General features: G+C 62.6%; 17 protein-coding genes. 6 read left to right on the plus strand and 11 right to left on the minus strand.

All coding sequences use genetic code 11. The features are described 5' to 3' along the window. The first annotated feature begins 11 nt into the window (after window positions 1–11). The gene (gene queG, locus PspTeo4_RS18465; protein WP_322366888.1) at window positions 12–1,076 is read left to right on the plus strand and encodes a tRNA epoxyqueuosine(34) reductase QueG; all 1,065 of its coding nucleotides are present in this window, start codon (window positions 12–14) and stop codon (window positions 1,074–1,076) included. A gap of 154 nt (window positions 1,077–1,230) precedes the next feature. Here queG and PspTeo4_RS18470 read toward each other — a convergent pair whose 3' ends face one another. Together PspTeo4_RS18470 and orn are read right to left on the minus strand one after the other, a co-directional pair. Then, a complete protein-coding gene (locus tag PspTeo4_RS18470; protein ID WP_023378461.1) occupies window positions 1,231–1,842 on the minus strand; it encodes a trimeric intracellular cation channel family protein in 612 nt (203 codons plus the stop codon). A 91-nt stretch (window positions 1,843–1,933) separates the two neighbouring features. Beyond that, complete coding sequence (gene orn / locus PspTeo4_RS18475) at window positions 1,934–2,476, minus strand: oligoribonuclease (RefSeq protein ID WP_322365360.1); 543 nt, start codon at window positions 2,474–2,476, stop codon at window positions 1,934–1,936. Between the two features lie 145 nt (window positions 2,477–2,621). On the opposite strand from orn, the gene rsgA reads away from it, so the two are divergent. Next, window positions 2,622–3,653, plus strand: a complete 1,032-nt coding sequence (gene rsgA, locus PspTeo4_RS18480; RefSeq protein ID WP_322365361.1) for a small ribosomal subunit biogenesis GTPase RsgA — start codon at window positions 2,622–2,624, stop codon at window positions 3,651–3,653. Window positions 3,654–3,684: 31 nt separating this feature from the next. On the opposite strand, the gene motB is transcribed toward rsgA, so the two are convergent. Beyond that, window positions 3,685–4,710, minus strand: coding sequence for a flagellar motor protein MotB (gene motB / locus PspTeo4_RS18485; RefSeq protein WP_322365362.1), 1,026 nt, complete (start codon window positions 4,708–4,710; stop codon window positions 3,685–3,687). Between the two features lie 3 nt (window positions 4,711–4,713). Continuing rightward, the gene (motA, locus tag PspTeo4_RS18490; RefSeq protein ID WP_322365363.1) at window positions 4,714–5,565 is read right to left on the minus strand and encodes a flagellar motor stator protein MotA; all 852 of its coding nucleotides are present in this window, start codon (window positions 5,563–5,565) and stop codon (window positions 4,714–4,716) included. A 130-nt stretch (window positions 5,566–5,695) separates the two neighbouring features. On the opposite strand from motA, the gene PspTeo4_RS18495 reads away from it, so the two are divergent. The 3 genes from PspTeo4_RS18495 to asd are packed head-to-tail and all read left to right on the plus strand — an operon-like array spanning window position 5,696 to window position 8,958. Continuing rightward, complete coding sequence (locus PspTeo4_RS18495; protein ID WP_322365364.1) at window positions 5,696–7,231, plus strand: HDOD domain-containing protein; 1,536 nt, start codon at window positions 5,696–5,698, stop codon at window positions 7,229–7,231. 44 nt (window positions 7,232–7,275) lie between these two features. After that, the gene (locus tag PspTeo4_RS18500) at window positions 7,276–8,085 is read left to right on the plus strand and encodes a rhodanese-like domain-containing protein (protein WP_322365365.1); all 810 of its coding nucleotides are present in this window, start codon (window positions 7,276–7,278) and stop codon (window positions 8,083–8,085) included. 9 nt (window positions 8,086–8,094) lie between these two features. Then, window positions 8,095–8,958 carry an archaetidylserine decarboxylase gene (gene asd, locus PspTeo4_RS18505; RefSeq protein WP_322365366.1) on the plus strand — a complete coding sequence of 288 codons (864 nt, stop codon included), beginning with the start codon at window positions 8,095–8,097 and terminating at the stop codon, window positions 8,956–8,958. A gap of 52 nt (window positions 8,959–9,010) precedes the next feature. On the opposite strand, the gene PspTeo4_RS18510 is transcribed toward asd, so the two are convergent. Continuing rightward, the gene (locus tag PspTeo4_RS18510) at window positions 9,011–9,412 is read right to left on the minus strand and encodes a lectin OAA (protein ID WP_322365367.1); all 402 of its coding nucleotides are present in this window, start codon (window positions 9,410–9,412) and stop codon (window positions 9,011–9,013) included. A gap of 277 nt (window positions 9,413–9,689) precedes the next feature. After that, window positions 9,690–10,904 (minus strand): phosphoserine phosphatase SerB, encoded by a 1,215-nt coding sequence (gene serB, locus PspTeo4_RS18515; protein WP_322365368.1) that lies wholly within the window; start codon window positions 10,902–10,904, stop codon window positions 9,690–9,692. Between the two features lie 135 nt (window positions 10,905–11,039). On the opposite strand from serB, the gene PspTeo4_RS18520 reads away from it, so the two are divergent. Beyond that, a complete protein-coding gene (locus PspTeo4_RS18520) occupies window positions 11,040–12,518 on the plus strand; it encodes an AhpA/YtjB family protein (protein ID WP_322365369.1) in 1,479 nt (492 codons plus the stop codon). 318 nt (window positions 12,519–12,836) lie between these two features. On the opposite strand, the gene PspTeo4_RS18525 is transcribed toward PspTeo4_RS18520, so the two are convergent. From PspTeo4_RS18525 to parE, 5 genes are all read right to left on the minus strand, one after another. Continuing rightward, the gene (locus tag PspTeo4_RS18525) at window positions 12,837–13,547 is read right to left on the minus strand and encodes a PqiC family protein (RefSeq protein ID WP_322365370.1); all 711 of its coding nucleotides are present in this window, start codon (window positions 13,545–13,547) and stop codon (window positions 12,837–12,839) included. 175 nt (window positions 13,548–13,722) lie between these two features. Beyond that, complete coding sequence (gene parC, locus PspTeo4_RS18530; protein WP_322365371.1) at window positions 13,723–15,981, minus strand: DNA topoisomerase IV subunit A; 2,259 nt, start codon at window positions 15,979–15,981, stop codon at window positions 13,723–13,725. A gap of 10 nt (window positions 15,982–15,991) precedes the next feature. Continuing rightward, window positions 15,992–16,510 carry a retropepsin-like aspartic protease family protein gene (locus PspTeo4_RS18535; protein WP_322365372.1) on the minus strand — a complete coding sequence of 173 codons (519 nt, stop codon included), beginning with the start codon at window positions 16,508–16,510 and terminating at the stop codon, window positions 15,992–15,994. After that, window positions 16,507–17,493 (minus strand): esterase-like activity of phytase family protein, encoded by a 987-nt coding sequence (locus PspTeo4_RS18540; protein WP_322365373.1) that lies wholly within the window; start codon window positions 17,491–17,493, stop codon window positions 16,507–16,509. The genes PspTeo4_RS18535 and PspTeo4_RS18540 overlap by 4 nt, the downstream gene beginning before the upstream one ends. Then, window positions 17,490–19,394, minus strand: coding sequence for a DNA topoisomerase IV subunit B (parE, locus tag PspTeo4_RS18545; RefSeq protein ID WP_322365374.1), 1,905 nt, complete (start codon window positions 19,392–19,394; stop codon window positions 17,490–17,492). Before parE ends, PspTeo4_RS18540 begins: the two co-directional genes overlap by 4 nt. Window positions 19,395–19,424: the final 30 nt, after the last annotated feature.

The following is a 19,424-nucleotide window of genomic DNA, read 5'->3' on the forward strand; positions in this document are numbered from 1 at the left end:
CTTACCCATCCATGTCCGTCTGCACACCTGACCTCGCCACACTGGCCCAATCGATCAAGGATTTCGGCCGAGAACTCGGTTTTGCCCATGTCGGCATCGCCGGCGTCGACCTTGGCGAGCATGAACACCACCTGCAACGCTGGCTGGACGCTGGCTACCAGGGAGAGATGGACTACCTGGCCACCCATGGCAGCAAGCGCTCGCATCCGGAGCAACTGATTCCCGGCACCCTGCGGGTGGTTTCGCTGCGCATGGACTACCTGCCCGGCGACACCCAGATGGCCCAACGCCTGGCCCAGCCGGAAAAAGCCTACATCTCGCGCTATGCCCTGGGCCGCGACTACCACAAGCTGGTGCGCAAGCGCGTGCAGCATCTGGCCGACCGCATTCAGGCAGAGATCGGCCCCTTCGGCTATCGCGCCTTCGTCGACAGCGCCCCGGTGCTGGAAAAGGCCATTGCCGAGCAGGCCGGGCTGGGCTGGATTGGCAAGAATACCCTGCTGCTCAACCGTAAGGCCGGGAGTTACTTCTTCCTTGCCGAGCTGTTCGTCGACCTGCCGTTACCTGTCGACGAAGCCCACACCAGCGAGCACTGCGGGCGCTGCCAGGCGTGTCTGGACATCTGCCCGACCAAAGCCTTCGTTGGGCCTTACGTGCTGGACGCCCGACGCTGCATTTCCTACCTGACCATCGAACTCAAGGGCGCCATTCCGGTTGAGTTGCGCGCGATGATCGGCAACCGGGTATTCGGCTGCGACGACTGCCAGATCGTCTGCCCATGGAACCGATTTGCCAGCCACACCCGCGAGGATGACTTCATGCCTCGACACGGGCTGGAGAACAGCGAACTGGCGGAAATGTTCCTGTGGGACGAGAGGACCTTCCTGCGCAAGACCGAGGGTGGGCCTTTGCGCCGCGCCGGCTATGAGCGTTGGTTGCGTAATCTGGCGGTGGGATTGGGTAATGCGCCTTCGACGATTCCGGTAATCGAGGCGTTGAAAGCTCGGCGGGATGACCCGTCGGAGCTGGTGCGCGAGCATGTGGAGTGGGCGCTGGCGCGGCATGGTGTTCAATAGCCAGGGCCGCTTCGCGCCCCATCGCAGGCTGGCGCCAGCTCCCACGGCGGACTCAGGTCACTGGCTGAAACTGTACAACTTTTTTGGGGTAGTCCATTTTGTGGGAGCTGGCGCCAGCCTGCGATGGGGCGCGAAGCGGCCCTTGGGACTGCACTCACTGCTGATCGTTGTAATGAAACTTGGGCATTTCCCAATGGAACCTGATCGCCAGCAAACGCAGCAGGAACCCACCAAACAAGGTCAATAGCATGGCCTGCTCCGCCGGCACCTGGAAATGCACACACCCCAGGTAGAACCACGCCGCCGCGAACGACACGCTGGCATACAGCTCCCGACGGAACACCAACGGAATATCGTTACAGAAGATATCGCGCAAGATCCCGCCGAACACCCCGGTGATCACCCCACTGATCGACGCCACCAGCATCCCCTGCCCCATTTCCAGCGCCGTCATGCAGCCGATCAGGGTAAAGGCCACCAGGCCAAGCGCATCGAGCACCAGAAACAGCGAGCGCAGCCGGCGCATCATCGGCGCGATGAAAATCGTCAGCAACGCGGCGCAGCTGGTCAGCACCAGGTACTCCGGGTGCTTCACCCAGGTCAGCGGATAGTGCCCGAGCAACACATCGCGCACCGAGCCGCCCCCCAGGGCAGTAACGCAGGCGATCAACACCACGCCAAACCAGTCCATGCCACGTCGACCGGCGGACAGGGCACCGGTCATGGCTTCGGCAGTGATGGCAATGAGGTAGAGCATCAACAACATGGTGCAGGTCCGTGCGAAAAAGGCGCGCAGTCTAACCAGTTGCCAAGGGCACCAAAAGAGGGCGCGAATACAATATTCGCACCCACATGGCTCACACCTTGATGAAGTGCTCGCGATAGTGACGCAGTTCGGCGATCGACTCGCGGATATCGTCCAGCGCCAGGTGGGTACCGCCTTTCTTGAAGCTGTCACGCACGTTGGGCGCCCAGCGTGCTGCAAGCTCCTTGAGCGTCGAGACGTCCAGGTTGCGGTAGTGGAAGTAGTTTTCCAGGTCGCGCATGTGCCGATAGAGGAAACGGCGGTCCTGGCAGATGCTGTTGCCGCAGATCGGCGACTTTCCTTTCGGTACCCACTGCTCAAGGAAAGCGATGGTCTGTGCCTGCGCCTCGGCCATGCTCACTTGGCTTTCGCGCACGCGCTGGGTCAGCCCCGAGGCGCCGTGAGTGCGGGTGTTCCACTCGTCCATGCGCGCCAACACTTCGTCACTGTGGTGGATGGCGATCACCGGGCCTTCGGCCAGGGTGTTCAAGTCGCTGTCAGTGACGATGGTGGCCATCTCGATGATGACGTCGTTGTCCGGGTCCAGGCCGGTCATTTCCAGATCGATCCAGATCAGGTTCTGTGGGTTCTGCATGAAAGGGCTCCTCGTATAGGCCGTCATAGTAGCCTAGCGGGGCTGGCCGATGCATTCGCGCCGCGAAGGTAACGAGAATGGTCCGCCGCCTGGCGTGCTAAACTGCGGGCCGTTTTCTAATGTGCACCGCCAACACGGAACCTTCATGGCCAAACGCCAGCTCAATCGCCGCCAGAACTGGCGCATCGAAAAAATCCAGAACGAGCGCGCCGCTCGCGCCGCCAAACGCGAGCAGCATGTCCTGCAGGAGTTGGAGGGTGGCGACCTGGGGCCGGAGCAACTGGGCCTGGTTATCGCCCACTTCGGTGTGCAGGTCGAGGTCGAAGCCCAGGACGGTGAAGCCGCGGGCCAGGTGTTCCGTTGCCACTTGCGCGCCAACCTGCCAGCGTTGGTAACCGGCGACCGCGTGGTGTGGCGTGCGGGCAATCAGGGCATCGGCGTGATCGTCGCGCAGATGCCGCGCAGCACTGAATTGTGCCGGCCGAACAACCATGGCCAGCTGAAACCGGTGGCGGCCAACGTCGACCTGATCGTGATCGTCTTCGCCCCGGCACCCGAACCGCACCCCAATCTGATCGACCGCTACCTGGTGGCCGCCGAGCACGCCGGCATTCGCCCCCTGCTGCTGCTGAACAAGGCCGACCTCATCAATGAAGAGAACGGCCCGGCCTTGCATGCCCTGCTCGAGGTCTATCGCGAGCTGGGTTATCCGCTGCTGGAGGTTTCGGCGCATCACGGCGATGGCATGCAACGCTTGCAGCAAATGCTGAACGAGCACATCAGCGTGTTCGTGGGCCAATCGGGTGTGGGTAAGTCTTCGTTGGTCAACAGCCTGTTGCCTGAAGCCGGGACCCGCGTCGGCGACCTGTCGGAGTGGTCGGGCCAAGGCCAGCACACCACGACCACCGCACGCCTTTACCATTTCCCCAATGGCGGCGACCTGATCGACTCGCCGGGCATTCGCGAGTTCGGCCTTGTACATGTCAGCCGTGACGACGTCGAAGATGGCTTCATCGAATTCCGCGACCTGTTCGGCACCTGCCGCTTCCGCGACTGCAAGCACGACCGCGAGCCAGGCTGCGCACTGCTCAAGGCGCTGGAGGATGGGCGCATCAAGCCGCAGCGGATGAGCAGCTACCGCTCGATCATCGCCAGCCTGTCGGAAGACAGCTACTAAGTGAAGGGGGCCGCTTTGCGGCCCCAATTACTTACTGGTCCTTGGCGTCTTCCATCTTCAAAACACCATCTTCGAAGATGTTCAGCTTCTGACGCAGCTCGCGCGGCTGCATCGGCGCCTGATCCGGCGCGGGTGCAGCCGAAGCCCCAGGTGTCGCTGGCGCTGGAGCCGGAGCCGGAGCCTGGGCAGGCGGCGTTTCAGGCGAACCTTGCTCACCCTCGATGTTGCGCTGGGCCTTCTTGGTCAGGACGATGATGTCGATGCGCCGGTTGACCGGGTTGAACGGGTCCTTGCGATCGAACAGCGACGACGAGGCATAACCCACCACCCGCGCCACCTGATCGTCCGGATAACCACCGGCAACCAGCGCCCGACGCGCTGCGTTGGCACGGTTGGCTGACAGCTCCCAGTTGCCGAACTCACCGGTGCCCGCATACGGCTTGGCGTCGGTATGGCCACTGATGCTGATCTTGTTAGGCACGGCTTTGATGGTGTCGGCCATGGCCAGCAGGATGTCTTCGAAGTACGGCTGCAAACGCGCGCTGCCCAGGTCGAACATCGGGCGGTTTTCCGCGTCCATGATCTGGATACGCAGGCCATCCTGGGTGATTTCGAAGAGGATCTGGTCCTTGAACTTCTGCAGCTGCGGGTTTTCCTCGACCTTGTTCTGCAATTCTTGCAGCAGCAGCTCAAGGCGCTCGCGTTCCACCTGCTCGGCCATAGTCTCGACCTGGTCCTTGTCCAGCTGGATGCTGGTGTCAGGCGTCTGCTCGGACTTTTCTTCCGGGTTGATGGTTTTGTCCGGCGCCAGTTGCGGCGAGCCGCCCAGGTCGATGACGTAGGGCGTGCCGCTTTCAGAGAAGCCGATCGGGTCCTTGAAGTAGCCAGCGATGGCGATCTTCTGCTCGGGCGTGGCCGTGGAAAGCAACCAGAGCACCAGGAAGAACGCCATCATTGCCGTCGCGAAGTCGGCAAAGGCGATTTTCCAGGCGCCGCCATGGTGGCCGCCGCCGAAGCGCTTGACGCGCTTGATGATTATCGGCTGATTGTTTTCCATGACTCAGCGACCGCGAACCGCTTGTTCCAGCTCGGCGAAGCTCGGGCGATGCTTCGGATACAGCACTTTGCGGCCGAACTCGACGGCCAGCGAAGGCGGCATGCCGGAAGCCGAGGCCACCAGCGAAGCCTTGATCGACTCGTAAAGGTTGAGCTCTTCCTTGGCATCGTGCTCCAGGCACTTGGCCAGAGGGCCGAAGAAGCCATAGGCCGCCAGAATACCGAAGAACGTACCAACCAGTGCCGCACCGACGTGCAGGCCGATGGACGCCTGATCGCCGTCACCCAGCGAGGCCATGGTCACCACGATACCCAGTACGGCCGCGACGATACCGAAGCCAGGCATGCCATCGGCGATACCGGTGACGGCATGGGACGGGTGCTCAAGCTCTTCCTTCATGCTCAGCAGCTCCATGTCGAACAGGCCTTCCAGCTCGTGGGGGGCCATGTTGCCGGTGGACATGATGCGCAGGTAGTCGCAGATGAACGCAGTCATGCGCTCATCGCCAAGCACTGCAGGGTATTTGGCGAAGATCGGGCTGGCGGCTGCATCCTCGATGTCGCTCTCGATGGCCATCATGCCTTCGCGACGGCTCTTGTTGAGGATTTCGTACACCAGGCCCAGCACCTCCAGGTAGAAGGTGTGAGTGAAACGGGAACCGAACATCTTCAGCGACTTCTTGATTACATGCATGGTCATGTAACCAGGGTTGGCCTGCATGAAAGCGCCAAAGGCCGCACCGCCGATGATCAGCACTTCGAACGGCTGGATCAGCGCCGCGATCTTGCCGTGGGAAAGCACGTACCCGCCGAGCACGCTCGCGAATACGACGATGATGCCGATAATTTTAGCCATAGGTTCAAAGCACTTGCAGTCGTGGTCAGGGTGAGGGACGGGAGCTTTAAAACTCTTCTTCTACTTATCGGCAGAACTGCGCCAGACTATAGCCACTCAATGCGAAAAGCCAGTTCGGACTGATGTCAAAATGCCAATTGAAACCAAGGTACCTACTCAGGCGCCGCGTACGCTAGAAGCGTGGATCAAACTGCTGGACAGTGTCCGCCTGCCGGTGCCGAAGCAGAGTTATGACCAGGTCATGTCGGCCATCAACGACAGCCGCCGCTCCCTGCGCGAAATTGCCGAACTGATGCAGGACAGCCCAGCCTTGGTGCTGTCAGTGATGCGGGAAGCCAACCACCCGGCCAACGCCAGCCTGGCGGAACCGGCCGAAAGCCTGGAAATCGCCCTCAATCGACTGGGCCTGGGGCGCACCAGGGAACTGTTGATGCGCCTGCCGGCACTGCCAGATGACGACATTCCGCCTGTGTTGCGCCAGTTCCTGCTGATCAGCCAGCACGCCTCGCAGCAGGCCAACGGTTTGTTTGCCAGCCGCCTGGCACGGCTGTGGCAGGAAATCCACTGGGGCAGCCTGCTGTTCCTGTCCCCCCTGTGGCCAATGGCCTTGGCCTACCCGAAGCTGCTCGATGCATGGGAACTGCGAGTTATCCACAAGGGCGAAGAGGCTGCAGAGGTTGAGCTTGAGCTGTTTGGTGTGCGCATCATGGCGCTGTGCCAAGCCGTGGCCGAGCACTGGCGCCTGTCGCAATGGGTAACCCAAGGCTACCGTCTGCTGCTGGAAGAGCGCGAACAGCTCAGCCAGATACTGAGCATCGCCCGCGACGAAGACCTGCTTAGCCAGCAGCACCGCCTGGACGAGGCACCCGCCCTGAGCCGCTGGTTCAACCAACCTGCCAACACCGTATTGCTGGCCAACAACCTGGCACTGGCGGCCCAGGTCGGCTGGGACAACCCGCATTTGCTGCGTTGGCAGTTGCTGACAGCGCTTTATTTGCAAATCTCGCTGGAAGACGTGCAGCAACAGGTTCACCAACAGGCGGCCGCCAGCGCCCGCCGCCACGCCAGGCATGCCCTGTTCCACCCTGCCGAAGCCCTGATCTGGCCCTGGCAGCAACGTCGCCCGCACCCCGACATGCTGGCACCGCCGCCTCCTTCCAGCGAGGACCTCGGCCTCTGGCGCAAACTGTGCGAGCAGATGCTCGCGCAACCCAGCCCGTTCACCAATGCCGTGCATTTGTCCAATCAGGCGCGCCAAGCCCTGCAGGCATGCGGCATGCAGCGCATCCTGCTGCTGACCCTGGACAAGGCCAGCGACCTGCTGCGCGTCCAGCAAGCTGCGGGGCTGCCCAAGGAGGCGGCAGCAATCGCCTTGCCGGTGGCCCAGAACAGGCTGCTGCAAAAGCTGGTCAGCAAGGCCGGGCAACTGCGCCTCACACCCGAAAACCATGCCCAGTTCTCAGCGCTGCTGCCAACGCCACTTCGCGCATTCTTCCGCAGCGAGCATGTGTTGCTGCGCTCGCTGGCGGTCAACGACCAGGTGCTGATGCTGGCCGTGGCCGATCAGGGCGGCAAGCCGCTGGCCGATGTCAGCGTGCAGGCCTTCGGCAAGACCGCGCAATGTATCGAGCGTGCCCTGATGGTGTTTGCCACCCGCAATGCCTGAGCCTTGCGCTACAATCGCCCCTCTTTCCACACTGGAGACCGTGGATGACTGACTTTTCCGGATTGCCCCTGGTGATCGAACCCGAGGACCTGTTGCCGCGCCTGAATTCGCCGCAGCTGATTCTGGTCGACCTGAGCAGCGCCAACCGCTATGTCAGCGGGCACATCCCTGGGGCACGCTTCGTTGAGGGCAAGCGCACCCAACTGGGGCAGCCACCGGCGCCTGGCCTGCTGCCGGCCCTGGCGGATCTGGAGAAACTGTTCAGCGAGCTCGGCCATCGTGACGACGCTGTTTATGTGGTGTACGACGATGAAGGGGGCGGCTGGGCCGGCCGTTTCATCTGGCTGCTCGACGTGATTGGCCACAAGGCTTACCACTACCTCAACGGCGGTATCCAGTCGTGGCCGGCCGACAAGCTCTCCACCGAGGTACCGGCGCCGGCCGCTGCATCGGTAGGCCTGCACCTGCACAACGAACCCACCGCCACCCGCGAATACCTGCAAAGCCGCCTGGGCGCCGACGACCTGGTCATCTGGGATGCCCGCGGCCCGCAGGAGTTTTCTGGCGAGAAGGTTCTGGCGGCCAAGGGCGGGCATATCCCTGGAGCCATCAACTTCGAGTGGACGGCCGGAATGGATCTCAACGATCACCTGCGCATCCGCAAGGATATCGCTGAAGTCCTGCGCAACCTCGGCATCACTCCGGACAAGGAAGTGATCACCCACTGCCAGACCCACCGCCGCTCCGGTTTCACCTACCTGGTGGCCAAAGCCCTCGGCTACCCGCGCATCAAGGCTTACGCCGGCTCGTGGAGCGAATGGGGCAACCACCCGGACACGCCTGTAGAAGTCTAAGGAACCTGCATGAAATCCCGTTTGTTCATCATCAGCCAGCACCTGCTGCCGCATCACCTGCTGTCGCGACTGGCAGGCTGCATCGCCGAGTGCCGCGCGCGCTGGTTCAAGAACGCCTTCACCGCTTGGTTCGCCAAGCGCTATCAGGTGAACATGAGCGAGGCGCTGGTCGAAGACCTCACCGCCTACGAGCACTTCAACGCCTTCTTCACTCGCGCCCTCAAACCAGGTGCACGCCCACTGGACGAAACTCCAGGCGCTGTTCTCTGCCCGGCCGACGGTGCGGTGAGCCAGCTGGGTCCCATCGAGCACGGTCGTATCTTCCAGGCCAAGGGCCACAGCTTCAGCGCGCTGGAGCTGCTGGGCGGCGACCCTGCCCTTGCGGCGCCGTTCATGGGCGGCGAGTTCGCCACCATCTACCTGTCGCCCAAGGATTACCACCGCGTGCACATGCCGCTGGCCGGTACCCTGCGCGAAATGGTCTACGTTCCAGGCCGGCTGTTCTCGGTCAACCAGACCACCGCAGAGAACGTCCCCGAACTGTTCGCCCGCAACGAGCGTGTTGTCTGCCTGTTCGACACCGAACGTGGCCCGATGGCCGTGGTGCTGGTGGGCGCGATGATCGTCGCCTCGATCGAAACCGTCTGGGCCGGCCTGGTCACGCCACCCAAGCGTGAGCTGAAGACATTCCGCTACGACGAAGGCAGCCGCGCTCCGATCCACCTGGAAAAAGGTGCCGAACTGGGTCGCTTCAAGTTGGGCTCGACCGCCATCGTGCTGTTCGGTCCAGAGCAGGTGAAGTGGGCTGAATCGCTGGGTGCCGGCTCGGCAGTGCGCATGGGCCAATTCCTGGCCCAGCCGCAGCAGGGCTGATCGCTTCAACGCCCCCGGCGCAAAGCCGGGGGCGTCTACTCGGCCGCAAAGGCTAACCGAGCAGGCTGCGGAAGCCGATCGGGCCCTCATCGTTGTAGGTATTGGTACCGTTGAGGGTAAGCCCGCCATCGTTGGACTTGACGCTCAAGGCGACGACACTCTGATTATCGCGCCCGCCGATCACCCACTCCCCGCCCGGATGCCAAGGGGCACTGCTGCCACCCCACTGGTTCTGAACCTGGTAGCGGTTCTGCGCGATGCGCTTGCCCTGGAAGCCAATCGGCCCTTCGCCGGCATAGGTCATGACACCTTGCAGTGTCTGGCCGCCATCGCTCGACTTGACTTCGACTGACACCACTTTCTGGTTGTCACGCCCCCCGATCACCCAGATTCCGCCTGGGTGCCAAGGTGCCGAGTTACCGCCCCACTGATTCTCCACTGCGTACTTGGACATGAACTTCTTCTCCTTGAAGTTGATGGCCACGAGGACTCCCCCCGGGCCAGTACGGTCGATGGGAAAACCGTACGGATCCAAGCCTAGATGGTGATCACAGGGTGACTTAGAACAGTTCGCAATCAGCGCCTACAACGCGATCGCGCGGGATTTTTTGCGCTCAATAGCCAGCAAGCCGGCCCCTACATGGACCGCGACGACCTCAAGATCGCCGCTGTACCTGCAGGAGCCGGCTTGCCGGCGATGCGGGCTGCAAATGCGGCCCGGTTTTTTCGGATCAGTTGCGAGCGTCGCGGTCACGCATACCCAGCAGGTACAGCACACCGTCCAGCCCCAGGGTGGAAATCGCCTGTTTGGCCGACTGGCGCACCAATGGCTTGGCCCGGAACGCCACGCCCAGGCCTGCCAGCGACAGCATCGGCAGGTCGTTGGCACCGTCGCCCACGGCGATGGTCTGCTCCAGTTGCAGGCCCTCTTCGCTGGCCAGTTGTTGCAGCAGGTCAGCCTTGCGCTGGGCGTCGACGATGGGTTCCACGGCCACGCCGGTCACCTTGCCATCGACCACTTCCAGCTCGTTGGCAAACACGTAGTCGATGCCCAGGCGCGCCTGCACCTGCTTGGCAAAGTAGGAGAAACCGCCCGAGAGGATGGCGGTCTTGTAGCCCAGGCGCTTGAGCTCGGCGAACAGGTTCTCGGCGCCCTCGGTCAGACGCAGCGAAGCGCCGATCTCGTCCAGCACACCCACATCCAGGCCCTTGAGCAGCGCCATGCGCTCTTTGAAGCTGGCGCGGAAATCCAGTTCGCCGCGCATTGCCCGCTCGGTGATCGCCGACACCTGCTCGCCCACGCCTGCGGCCTTGGCCAACTCGTCGATGACTTCGGCTTCGATCAGCGTCGAGTCCATGTCGAATACCGCCAGGCGGCGGTTACGGCGGTACAGGTCGTCTTTCTGGAAAGCGATGTCGATTTTCAGCTCGTCCGACAGGGCGAAGAAGGCCGCACGCAGGGCCTGGCCATCGCTCGGCTCGCCACGCACGGAAATCTCCAGGGCGGCCTTGCCGTTGTCCTGAGGGGCATCCAGCACCACCCGAGCCGACAAACGCTCGATGCGCTCGATGGTCAGGTCGTACTGGCTGATGACTGCACTCACTCGCTGCAGCTGTTCTGGGGTGATCTTGCGGCTGAGCAGGGTAACGATGTGACGTGCCTCGCCCTGGCCGTCGGCCCAATGCTGGTAGTCGGCCTCGGAAATGGGCGTGTAACGCGCTTGCAGGTTCAGCTCATGGGCCTTGCCCTGAACGGCCTGCAGCAGGCTGGTGGCCACTTCGTTGTCCGGGATATCGACCAGGATGCCGAACGACAAGGTGCCATGCATGACCGCAAGACCTATGTCGAGGATATTCACACCGCCCTGGAGCAGGACGCCGGTAATGGCCGCAGTGAGACCGGGACGGTCCTCACCGGTGATGTTGATCAGGACGATTTCGCGCACAACCTGGCTCCGACTTCGATGAAAAATGCGCATTCTACCGATTTTCCATGACCATCGGGCGCCAACGATACTTTGCCGACAAAACACGGCTCGCTATACTGCGCAACACTTTTCTGCCATAAAGAGCCGCGCTCTGTGAACCGGCCCACGCCCGTCAAACCAGACAACTTCTTCCTGATGATCTTCCGTGCCCTGCGCCAACGTCGCATTCCCCTGGCACTGCGCATCGCCATCACCAACATTTTCCTGGTGGCGCTGGCGTTGGTGATCTACGCCTGCGTGATGGGCCTGCAATTCAAGCAGGCCATGCACGAGCAGGCCGACGCCCTTGGCCAGAGCCTGACCACCCAGACCGCCACCTCGGCGACCGAGCTGCTGGTGTCCAACGACATCCTCAGTCTCAATGTGCTGCTGGGCAACCTGGTGAAGAACCCGCTGGTGGCCCACGCAGCCATCTACAGCGTGGACAACCGCATACTGGCCGAAGCCGGCCAGCGCCCGCGCAACGGTCTGCTGGGTGAGGCCGAAGGCCTGTACCAGACCAAGATCACCTTCCAGGACGTGACCGCCGGGCAACTGCGCATCAGCCTGGACATGAGCCAGTTCCAGCAACCGATGCTGATCAGCCTGCAGAGCATGGGTATTCTGGGTGCCATCCTGCTGGCTCTGGCCTTGAGCCTGAGCCTGCGCCAGGGCCGCTACATCACCACGCCACTGCTGCAGTTGCGTGTGTGGCTGCGCGACCCACACCCCTACACCCCGGCCACCGACCGTCAGGACGAAATCGGCGACATCGCGCGCCAACTGCACGCACGTCTGGCCCCTCCGCCGCCCCCCGAGCCGGAGCCGGAGGAAGAGGAAGTGGAAGTGGAAGACGACGAGGACAGCTTCGACGACCTGCACGATGTCGCCACGACCGCCAAGGCCGCGCCACGGGCTAAAGCCGTGGCGCAGGCAGACGAAGATGACGATGACGCCTTCGCCGGGCTGCTGGATAACGAAGACAGCGCCCTCATTGCCAGTGCTTCCGACTCCAGAAAGCCGCAGAACACGGCAGTCCTGGCGGTTCAGCTGGGCTCTCAGGAACAACTGCGGCGCCTGCCCCGCACTCGCCTGACCGAGCTGCTGGAGCGTTATCGCGACTGCCTGGAACAGGCCGCGTCGCTGTATGAGGGTGAAACCTACACGCTCAATGACGGCAGTACCCTGGTGTTGTTCCACAGCGGAGACAGTGGCGAGGACTACCTGACCAACGCCATCTGCTGTGGCGAGCTGTTGCGTGCCTTGGGCCACGCACTGCAGATCGAAGTGGCTGACAGCGGTATCACGCTGCAACTGCAGTTGGGTCTGGTGTCCGGCGACGACCTGCAAGGCATGGAGCAAGTCGACCTGCTGATGACCGAAAAGGCCCAGGACGCCCTGGCACTGTCCCAGCACAGCCGTAACCTGCTGCTGGTCGAACGTCAGATCAGCGACGACAGCCTGATACGCCAGCGCGCACGTATCCGCCCGATTGCCAGCCCTGAGGGCGCGTGTTGCGTAGAGCGGTTGATGGAGCCTTATCCGTCGATGCTGGAGCGGCAGTTGGCGCGGATGCACGAGCGCAGGGCCTGACAAGGCTTTTGTAGGAGCCGGTTTGCCGGCGATCAGGACAACGCGGTGTATGGCACCGGCTGCGCCGGTGATCGCCGGCAAGCCGGCTCCCACATGGACCGCGCAGTGCCGTACCTGGACTGCCCCCAAGACAGTTGCTTCCACATGGACCGCTCCGATCTGGAAATCACTGCAGTACTTGTGGGAGCCGGCTTGCCGTGGCGACGAACCGCGGCGATGGGGCCAGTACAGGCAGTTGCCCACAGGGGCACGCAGCAAAAATCCAGACACAAAAAAAAGCCCGCATCGCTGCGGGCTTTTTTGTGTCTGGCGGTTTGATCAGAACCGATAAACTTCCATATCGGTGCGAATCGGTGAAGCCATCGGAATCTTGGACTTCTCTGGCCCTTTCTTCACCTGCACCGGTGCAGCCGGCTTCTTCGGCGTATCTTCGGCGATGGCAGGCTGGTTGGCCAACGGCTTGACCGCAGAGCTCAACTGCTCAGCCAACTTTTGCAGCAACTGCCCCTGCGCTTGTACCTGCGAAGCTTCGCTACCCTCGTGCGGCTGCTCGAGGTGGACGATGCGGTTGTCACGCACATGACCACGGCGATCGAGCAGACGCCACTGGGCATCGAGAATCGCCGGCTGGTTCTTGCCCGAGTCCAGGCGAGTGATCGACAGCAGTACTTGCACATCCGGCGTGAAGCCGGTGCTGGCCGGTGCCAGGACGACGCGCTGGCTGTCCAGGCGCCAGGCAAGCTGACGCACCAGCAGTTGGTCTATATCAGCCGACAGGCTGCCCGCCCAACGGCCATCGGTGGCCGAACTCAAGCTGCCGTCAGCCTGACGCTGCAGGAAGGTTTCGCGCTGCAGGTAATCGGCGACCGACACCGGGCCGAGCACCACAGCCATGCCCGCACTTTGCGAAGGCTGGCCAGGATCACCGCTATCGAGTTGGTACAAGGCCACTGGCTGATGCATGCTGCATCCGCTCAGCCCCAGCAAACCCGTCATCAGCAGCGCAAATGGAAGGCGCAGGAATTTCATTCATCCCATCCAGGCGGTCGCCACCAGGCAAACCGCAGTGATACTCATGTAGATTCAATCGGGTACACGGCCACGCCGGCACCGCAAGGGCACTATCATCCGCGAAATATCGGCCCGACTCCAGCATTTCTGCCTGGAACGACGCTGAAATTGCCGTTCCAGACAGACCGCTGGCTTACGCCGGGACTTCCACCTGCAACTGGTCAACACGCTGGAACCCGCGTGGCAGCTTGCTACCGCGTCGGCCCCGTTCGCCCTTGTAGTGCTCCAGGTCATCTGGCTTCAGAGATAGGGTACGCTTGCCAGCTTGCAACACAAGGGTCGCCCCCTCGGAAATGACGGCCAAATCTGTGACATATTCTTCACGGCTGGCCACTCGATCACCAGGCACACCGATGATCTTGTTGCCCTTGCCCTTGCCCAGTTGCGGCAAGTCGGCAACCTTGAACACCAGCAGGCGTCCCTCGCTGGTTACCGCCGCCAGCCAGTCCTGCTCTCGGCTGGCCACCGGCCGTGGGGTCATGACCTTGGACCCGTTTGGCAGGCTCAACAGGCCCTTGCCGGCCTTGTTCTTCGCCTGCAGGTCCTCGCCCTTGACCACGAAGCCGTAACCGGCGTCAGAGGCCACCACGTAGAGCGCATCGTCTTCAGGCAACAGCACACACTCGAAAGTAGCCCCTGGTGGTGGCGTCAGACGCCCGGTCAGCGGCTCACCCTGCCCTCGTGCCGATGGCAAGGTATGCGCCGCTACCGAATAGCTGCGACCCGTCGAGTCGATGAGCACGGCAAACTGGTTGGAGCGGCCGGCAGCGGCGGCCTTGAAGCCATCACCCGCCTTGTAGGACAGCCCGGTGGCGTCGATATCGTGGCCCTTGGCGCAGCGCACCCAGCCCTTTTCGGACAACACCACGGTTACCGGCTCGGTCGGCATCAGCTCGTTTTCAGACAGCGCCTTGGCTTCGGCGCGCTCGACGATAGGCGAACGGCGGTCATCGCCGTAGGTTTCAGCATCCTTGATCAACTCGCTGCGCACCAGTTTGCGCAGCTTGGTGTCGCTGCCAAGCAGGGCGAGCAGCTTGGCCTGTTCCTTGAGCAATTCGTCCTGCTCGCCACGGATTTTCATCTCTTCCAGGCGGGCCAATTGACGCAAGCGGGTTTCAAGAATGTATTCGGCCTGAGTTTCAGTCAGGTCGAAACGGGCGATCAACGCCTGTTTTGGATGTTCTTCGGTGCGGATGATGTGGATAACTTCATCCAGGTTGAGGAACGCGGTGAGCAAGCCTTCCAACAGGTGCAGGCGTTTCTCGACCTTATCCAGACGGTGCTGCAGGCGGCGACGGACGGTACCGATGCGGTACTCCAGCCATTCCAGCAGCAGCGCACGCAGGTTCTTGAGCTGCGGACGGCCATCAAGGCCAATGATGTTGACGTTGACCCGATAACTGCATTCCAGCTCGGTGGTGGCGAACAGGTGCTGCATCAGCTCGGCGGCGTCCACCCGGTTGGAACGGGGAATGATGACGATGCGGCAAGGGTTCTCGTGGTCCGACTCATCACGCAGGTCGGCAACCATCGGCAGCTTCTTGGCCTGCATCTGCGCAGCGATCTGCTCCAGCACCTTGGCCCCGGAGACCTGGTGCGGAAGCGCGGTGACCACGATATCGCCATCTTCGACACGGTAGACCGCCCGCATGCGGATCGAACCACGACCACTTTCGTAGATCTTGAGGATCTCCGCTCTCGGCGTGATGATTTCGGCTTCGGTCGGGTAGTCCGGGCCCTGAATGTGCTCGCACAGTTGCTCGATGGTGGCCTTGGGCTCGTCGAGCAGGCGCACACAGGCACTGGCCACCTCGCGCAGGTTGTGCGGCGGCACGTCGGTAGCCATGCCCACGGCAATGCCCGTGGTGCCATTGAGCAGAATGTTCGGCAGCCGCGCCGGCAGCACCGCAGGCTCCTGCAGGGTGCCGTCGAAGTTCGGCACCCAGTCCACAGTACCTTGGCCCAGCTCGCTGAGCAGCACTTCGGAGTAACGCGACAGGCGCGCCTCGGTGTAACGCATTGCAGCGAACGACTTCGGATCGTCCGGCGCACCCCAGTTGCCCTGGCCATCGACCAGGGTGTAACGGTAGCTGAACGGCTGCGCCATCAACACCATGGCTTCGTAGCAGGCCGAGTCGCCGTGAGGGTGGAACTTACCGAGCACGTCACCGACGGTACGGGCGGATTTCTTGTGCTTGGCATCGGCATCGAGCCCCAACTCGCTCATGGCGTAGACGATGCGTCGTTGCACCGGCTTCAGGCCGTCGCCGATGTGCGGCAGGGCCCGGTCCATGATCACGTACATGGAGTAGTTGAGGTAGGCCTGTTCGGTGAAGTCAGCCAGCGAGCGGCGTTCTACGCCGTCGAGGCTGAGTTCCAGTGAGTCGCTCATGCGGGCCTCGTCATTTCAGGTTCTGGCGCAGCAGCATGGTGCCGCCGCGCTGGGTAAATTCAAGTTGTTTCAGCGCGCTCATGCCCAGCAGCACGGTTTGGCCATCCAAGCCTGGCACCACCAGTGCGCGCACGCCTTGCAGGCGGATATCGCCCAGTTGCAGGCTGTCCAGACGTGTTCGGTAGCCCTCGGTGCGACCATTGGCGGTACTGAGGGTCACCGGGCTGCCGCGCTCCAGATCCAGGTCACGGGCCAGTGTTTCGGGAATCGCCACATCGGTAGCCCCGGTATCGAGCATGAAGTGCACCACCTGACCATTGATCGCGCCGTCCGCCACGAAATGGCCCTGCCCGTTGCTCAACAGACGCACCTCGATGAAGCCTTCGCCATGCTCGGATTGCACCTGCGTGTTCGGGTTGCTTTCACGCGCCTCCCACTCACCGAAAAAGCGTGTGGCCAGGAACAGCGCCGCCAACCAGGCGACGAACATCAGGACCTTGCCCGCACGCTTGCCCGGTGGCTGGCTCATGGCTTGGCACTCCAGCCGCCCTCGGGCGCGGCGAAGCGCCAGACGATCGGGCGCGACTCACCGTCGGCACGATCACCGTTGTTGTTGTCCAGGCCGACCCAGGCGCCCTTGGCGTCGATTACCAGCGCCTCGGCCAGGCCGAACGGCTGATCATAACGGCGCCCTTCCACCAAGGCGTCGGCGGCGAACGACCAGCAACGCTCGACCGCACCGGTACCGGCATCCCGGCGGCAGATGCGATAGGCGTTGCGCTCGAGGGTGAACAGCTTGCCGTCAAACCAGGCCAGGTCGGAAAAGTCCCGCGACAAGGCTTGCGGATTAGGCATTTGCGCAGGCTGCATTTCGACCCCGGCCTCGCTGAGCAGTACACAGCTGCGCTCGCAGGTCCAAACCGACTGCTGACGCTGCACCGCCACCAGGCCACGACGCTCGCGCTCGGCTGCCAACCACAGGCGGTCGCCTGCCGGGTTGATCGCCAAGCCTTCGAACAAGGCATTGAAGTTCAACAACATGCCACTGGCGCGTGCCTGGCGAATCATCGTCGGGTCGATCTTCAACCAGTCTGGCTCGCCCTCGGCCGGCAACTGCAGCACGGCAGCATGGGCCTCACTGACCAGGAAGATATTGCCAGCCTTGTCGCAGGTGATGCCTTCGTAGTCCAGTTCACCACCGCGAATGTACGAAGCGGCCCAGTTGCGTGACTTCAGCCCCCAAGGCAAGCCACTTTCAGGTACTGGCGGCGGGGTGAAGGTCAGCGGCTGGGCGCGCCACACTGCATTTTGCTGGTCGAAGCGGTAGATGCGGTCGTCATCCCGGTCGGACACACCCCACAAGCCGCCCCGGCACAGGGCCAGACCGGACAAGTTGCCGCCGCGCATACCCTCGATCGGGTGCTCGGCGGTGAGCTTGAGCTCCGGCCAGTTGCCCGCCACGCCCGGCAGGGCAACCAACGCAAGAAAGGCCGCGAACAGCAGACGAATCAAACCAGGACCTCGGCCAGGTTGCCTTTGGTTTCAAGCCAGTTCTTGCGGTCACCGGCGCGCTTCTTGGCCAGCAGCATGTCCATGATTTCGGTGGTGCCTTGCACATCATCCAGGGTGAGCTGGACCAGGCGCCGGGTGTTCGGATCCATGGTGGTTTCACGCAGTTGCGGGGGGTTCATCTCACCCAGGCCCTTGAATCGGGTGACCTGTGGCTTGCCACGTTTCTTCTCGGCCACCAGGCGGTCGAGAATGCCATCACGTTCGGCCTCGTCGAGGGCGTAGTAGATTTCCTTGCCCAGGTCGATGCGGTACAGAGGCGGCATCGCCACGTAGACATGGCCGGCCTCGACCAGTGGCCGGAAGTGCTGCACGAACAAGGCGCACAGCAGGGTTGCGATGTGCAGGCCGTCGGAGTCGGCGTCGGCGAGGATGCAGATCTTGCCATAGCGCAGTTGCGACAGGTCCGCAGCACCCGGGTCGACCCCGATGGCCACGGCAATGTTGTGCACTTCCTGGCTGGCCAGGACTTCACCACCGTCGACTTCCCAGGTGTTGAGGATCTTGCCACGCAGCGGCAGGATCGCCTGAAACTCCTTGTCACGCGCCTGCTTGGCAGAGCCACCGGCCGAATCACCCTCGACCAGGAACAGCTCGGCGCGCATCGGGTCCTGGCCGGCGCAATCGGCCAGCTTGCCAGGCAGCGCCGGCCCCTGAGTCACGCGCTTGCGCTCGACCTTCTTGCTGGCCTTCAGACGGCGGCCGGCGTTGCTGATGGCAAGTTCCGCCAACTGCATGCCCAGTTCAGGGTGGGCGTTGAGCCACAGACTGAACGCGTCCTTGACCACGCCCGAAACGAACGCCGCCGCCTCACGGGAGGACAACCGCTCTTTGGTCTGGCCAGAGAACTGCGGTTCCTGCATCTTCATCGACAGGACGAAAGTGATGCGCTCCCAGACATCTTCCGGTGCCAGCTTCACCCCACGCGGCAGCAGGTTGCGGAATTCGCAGAACTCGCGCATGGCGTCGAGCAGGCCCTGGCGCAGGCCGTTGACGTGGGTACCGCCCTGAGCGGTGGGAATCAGGTTGACGTAGCTTTCCTGGACGCTGTCGCCGCCTTCGGGCAACCACAGCAGCGCCCAGTCGACGGCCTCCTTGTTACCCGCCAGGCTGCCGCAGAACGGCTCGTCGGGCAGGCGCTGGAACTCGCTGACCGAGTCGACCAGGTAAGAACGCAGGCCGTCTTCGTAGTGCCACTCGACTTTCTCGCCTGTGGACTTGTCCTCGAAACTGACCAGCAGGCCCGGGCACAACACGGCCTTGGCCTTGAGCACATGCTTGAGGCGGCTGATGGAAAACTTCGGCGAATCGAAATACTTCGGGTCGGGGCTGAAGTACACGCTGGTGCCGGTGTTGCGCTTGCCAACCGTGCCAACCACTTCCAGCTCACTGGCCTTGAAGCCGTCGGCGAAGGTCATCTGGTATTCGTTGCCGTCGCGCTTGACGCGCACGCGCACCTGGGTCGACAGGGCGTTGACCACCGAAATACCCACGCCATGCAGGCCGCCGGAGAACTGGTAGTTCTTGTTGGAGAACTTACCGCCCGCATGCAGCTTGGTGAGGATCAGCTCGACGCCCGACACGCCTTCTTCAGGGTGGATGTCCACCGGCATGCCACGGCCATCGTCGCTAACTTCCAGCGAGTGGTCGGCGTGGAGGATCACCTGTACCGAACGGGCGTGGCCGGCCAGGGCTTCGTCGACGCTGTTGTCGATGACTTCCTGAGCCAGGTGGTTCGGCCGGCTGGTATCGGTATACATGCCCGGCCGCTTACGGACCGGGTCAAGGCCCGAGAGGACTTCGATGGCGTCTGCGTTATAGGCGCTAGCGCTGGGATTGGCCATGGGTTCTCGTCGTCAGTCTGGTGAATGCAA

The organism is Pseudomonas sp. Teo4, from assembly GCF_034387475.1.
Taxonomy (GTDB): Bacteria; Pseudomonadota; Gammaproteobacteria; order Pseudomonadales; family Pseudomonadaceae; genus Aquipseudomonas.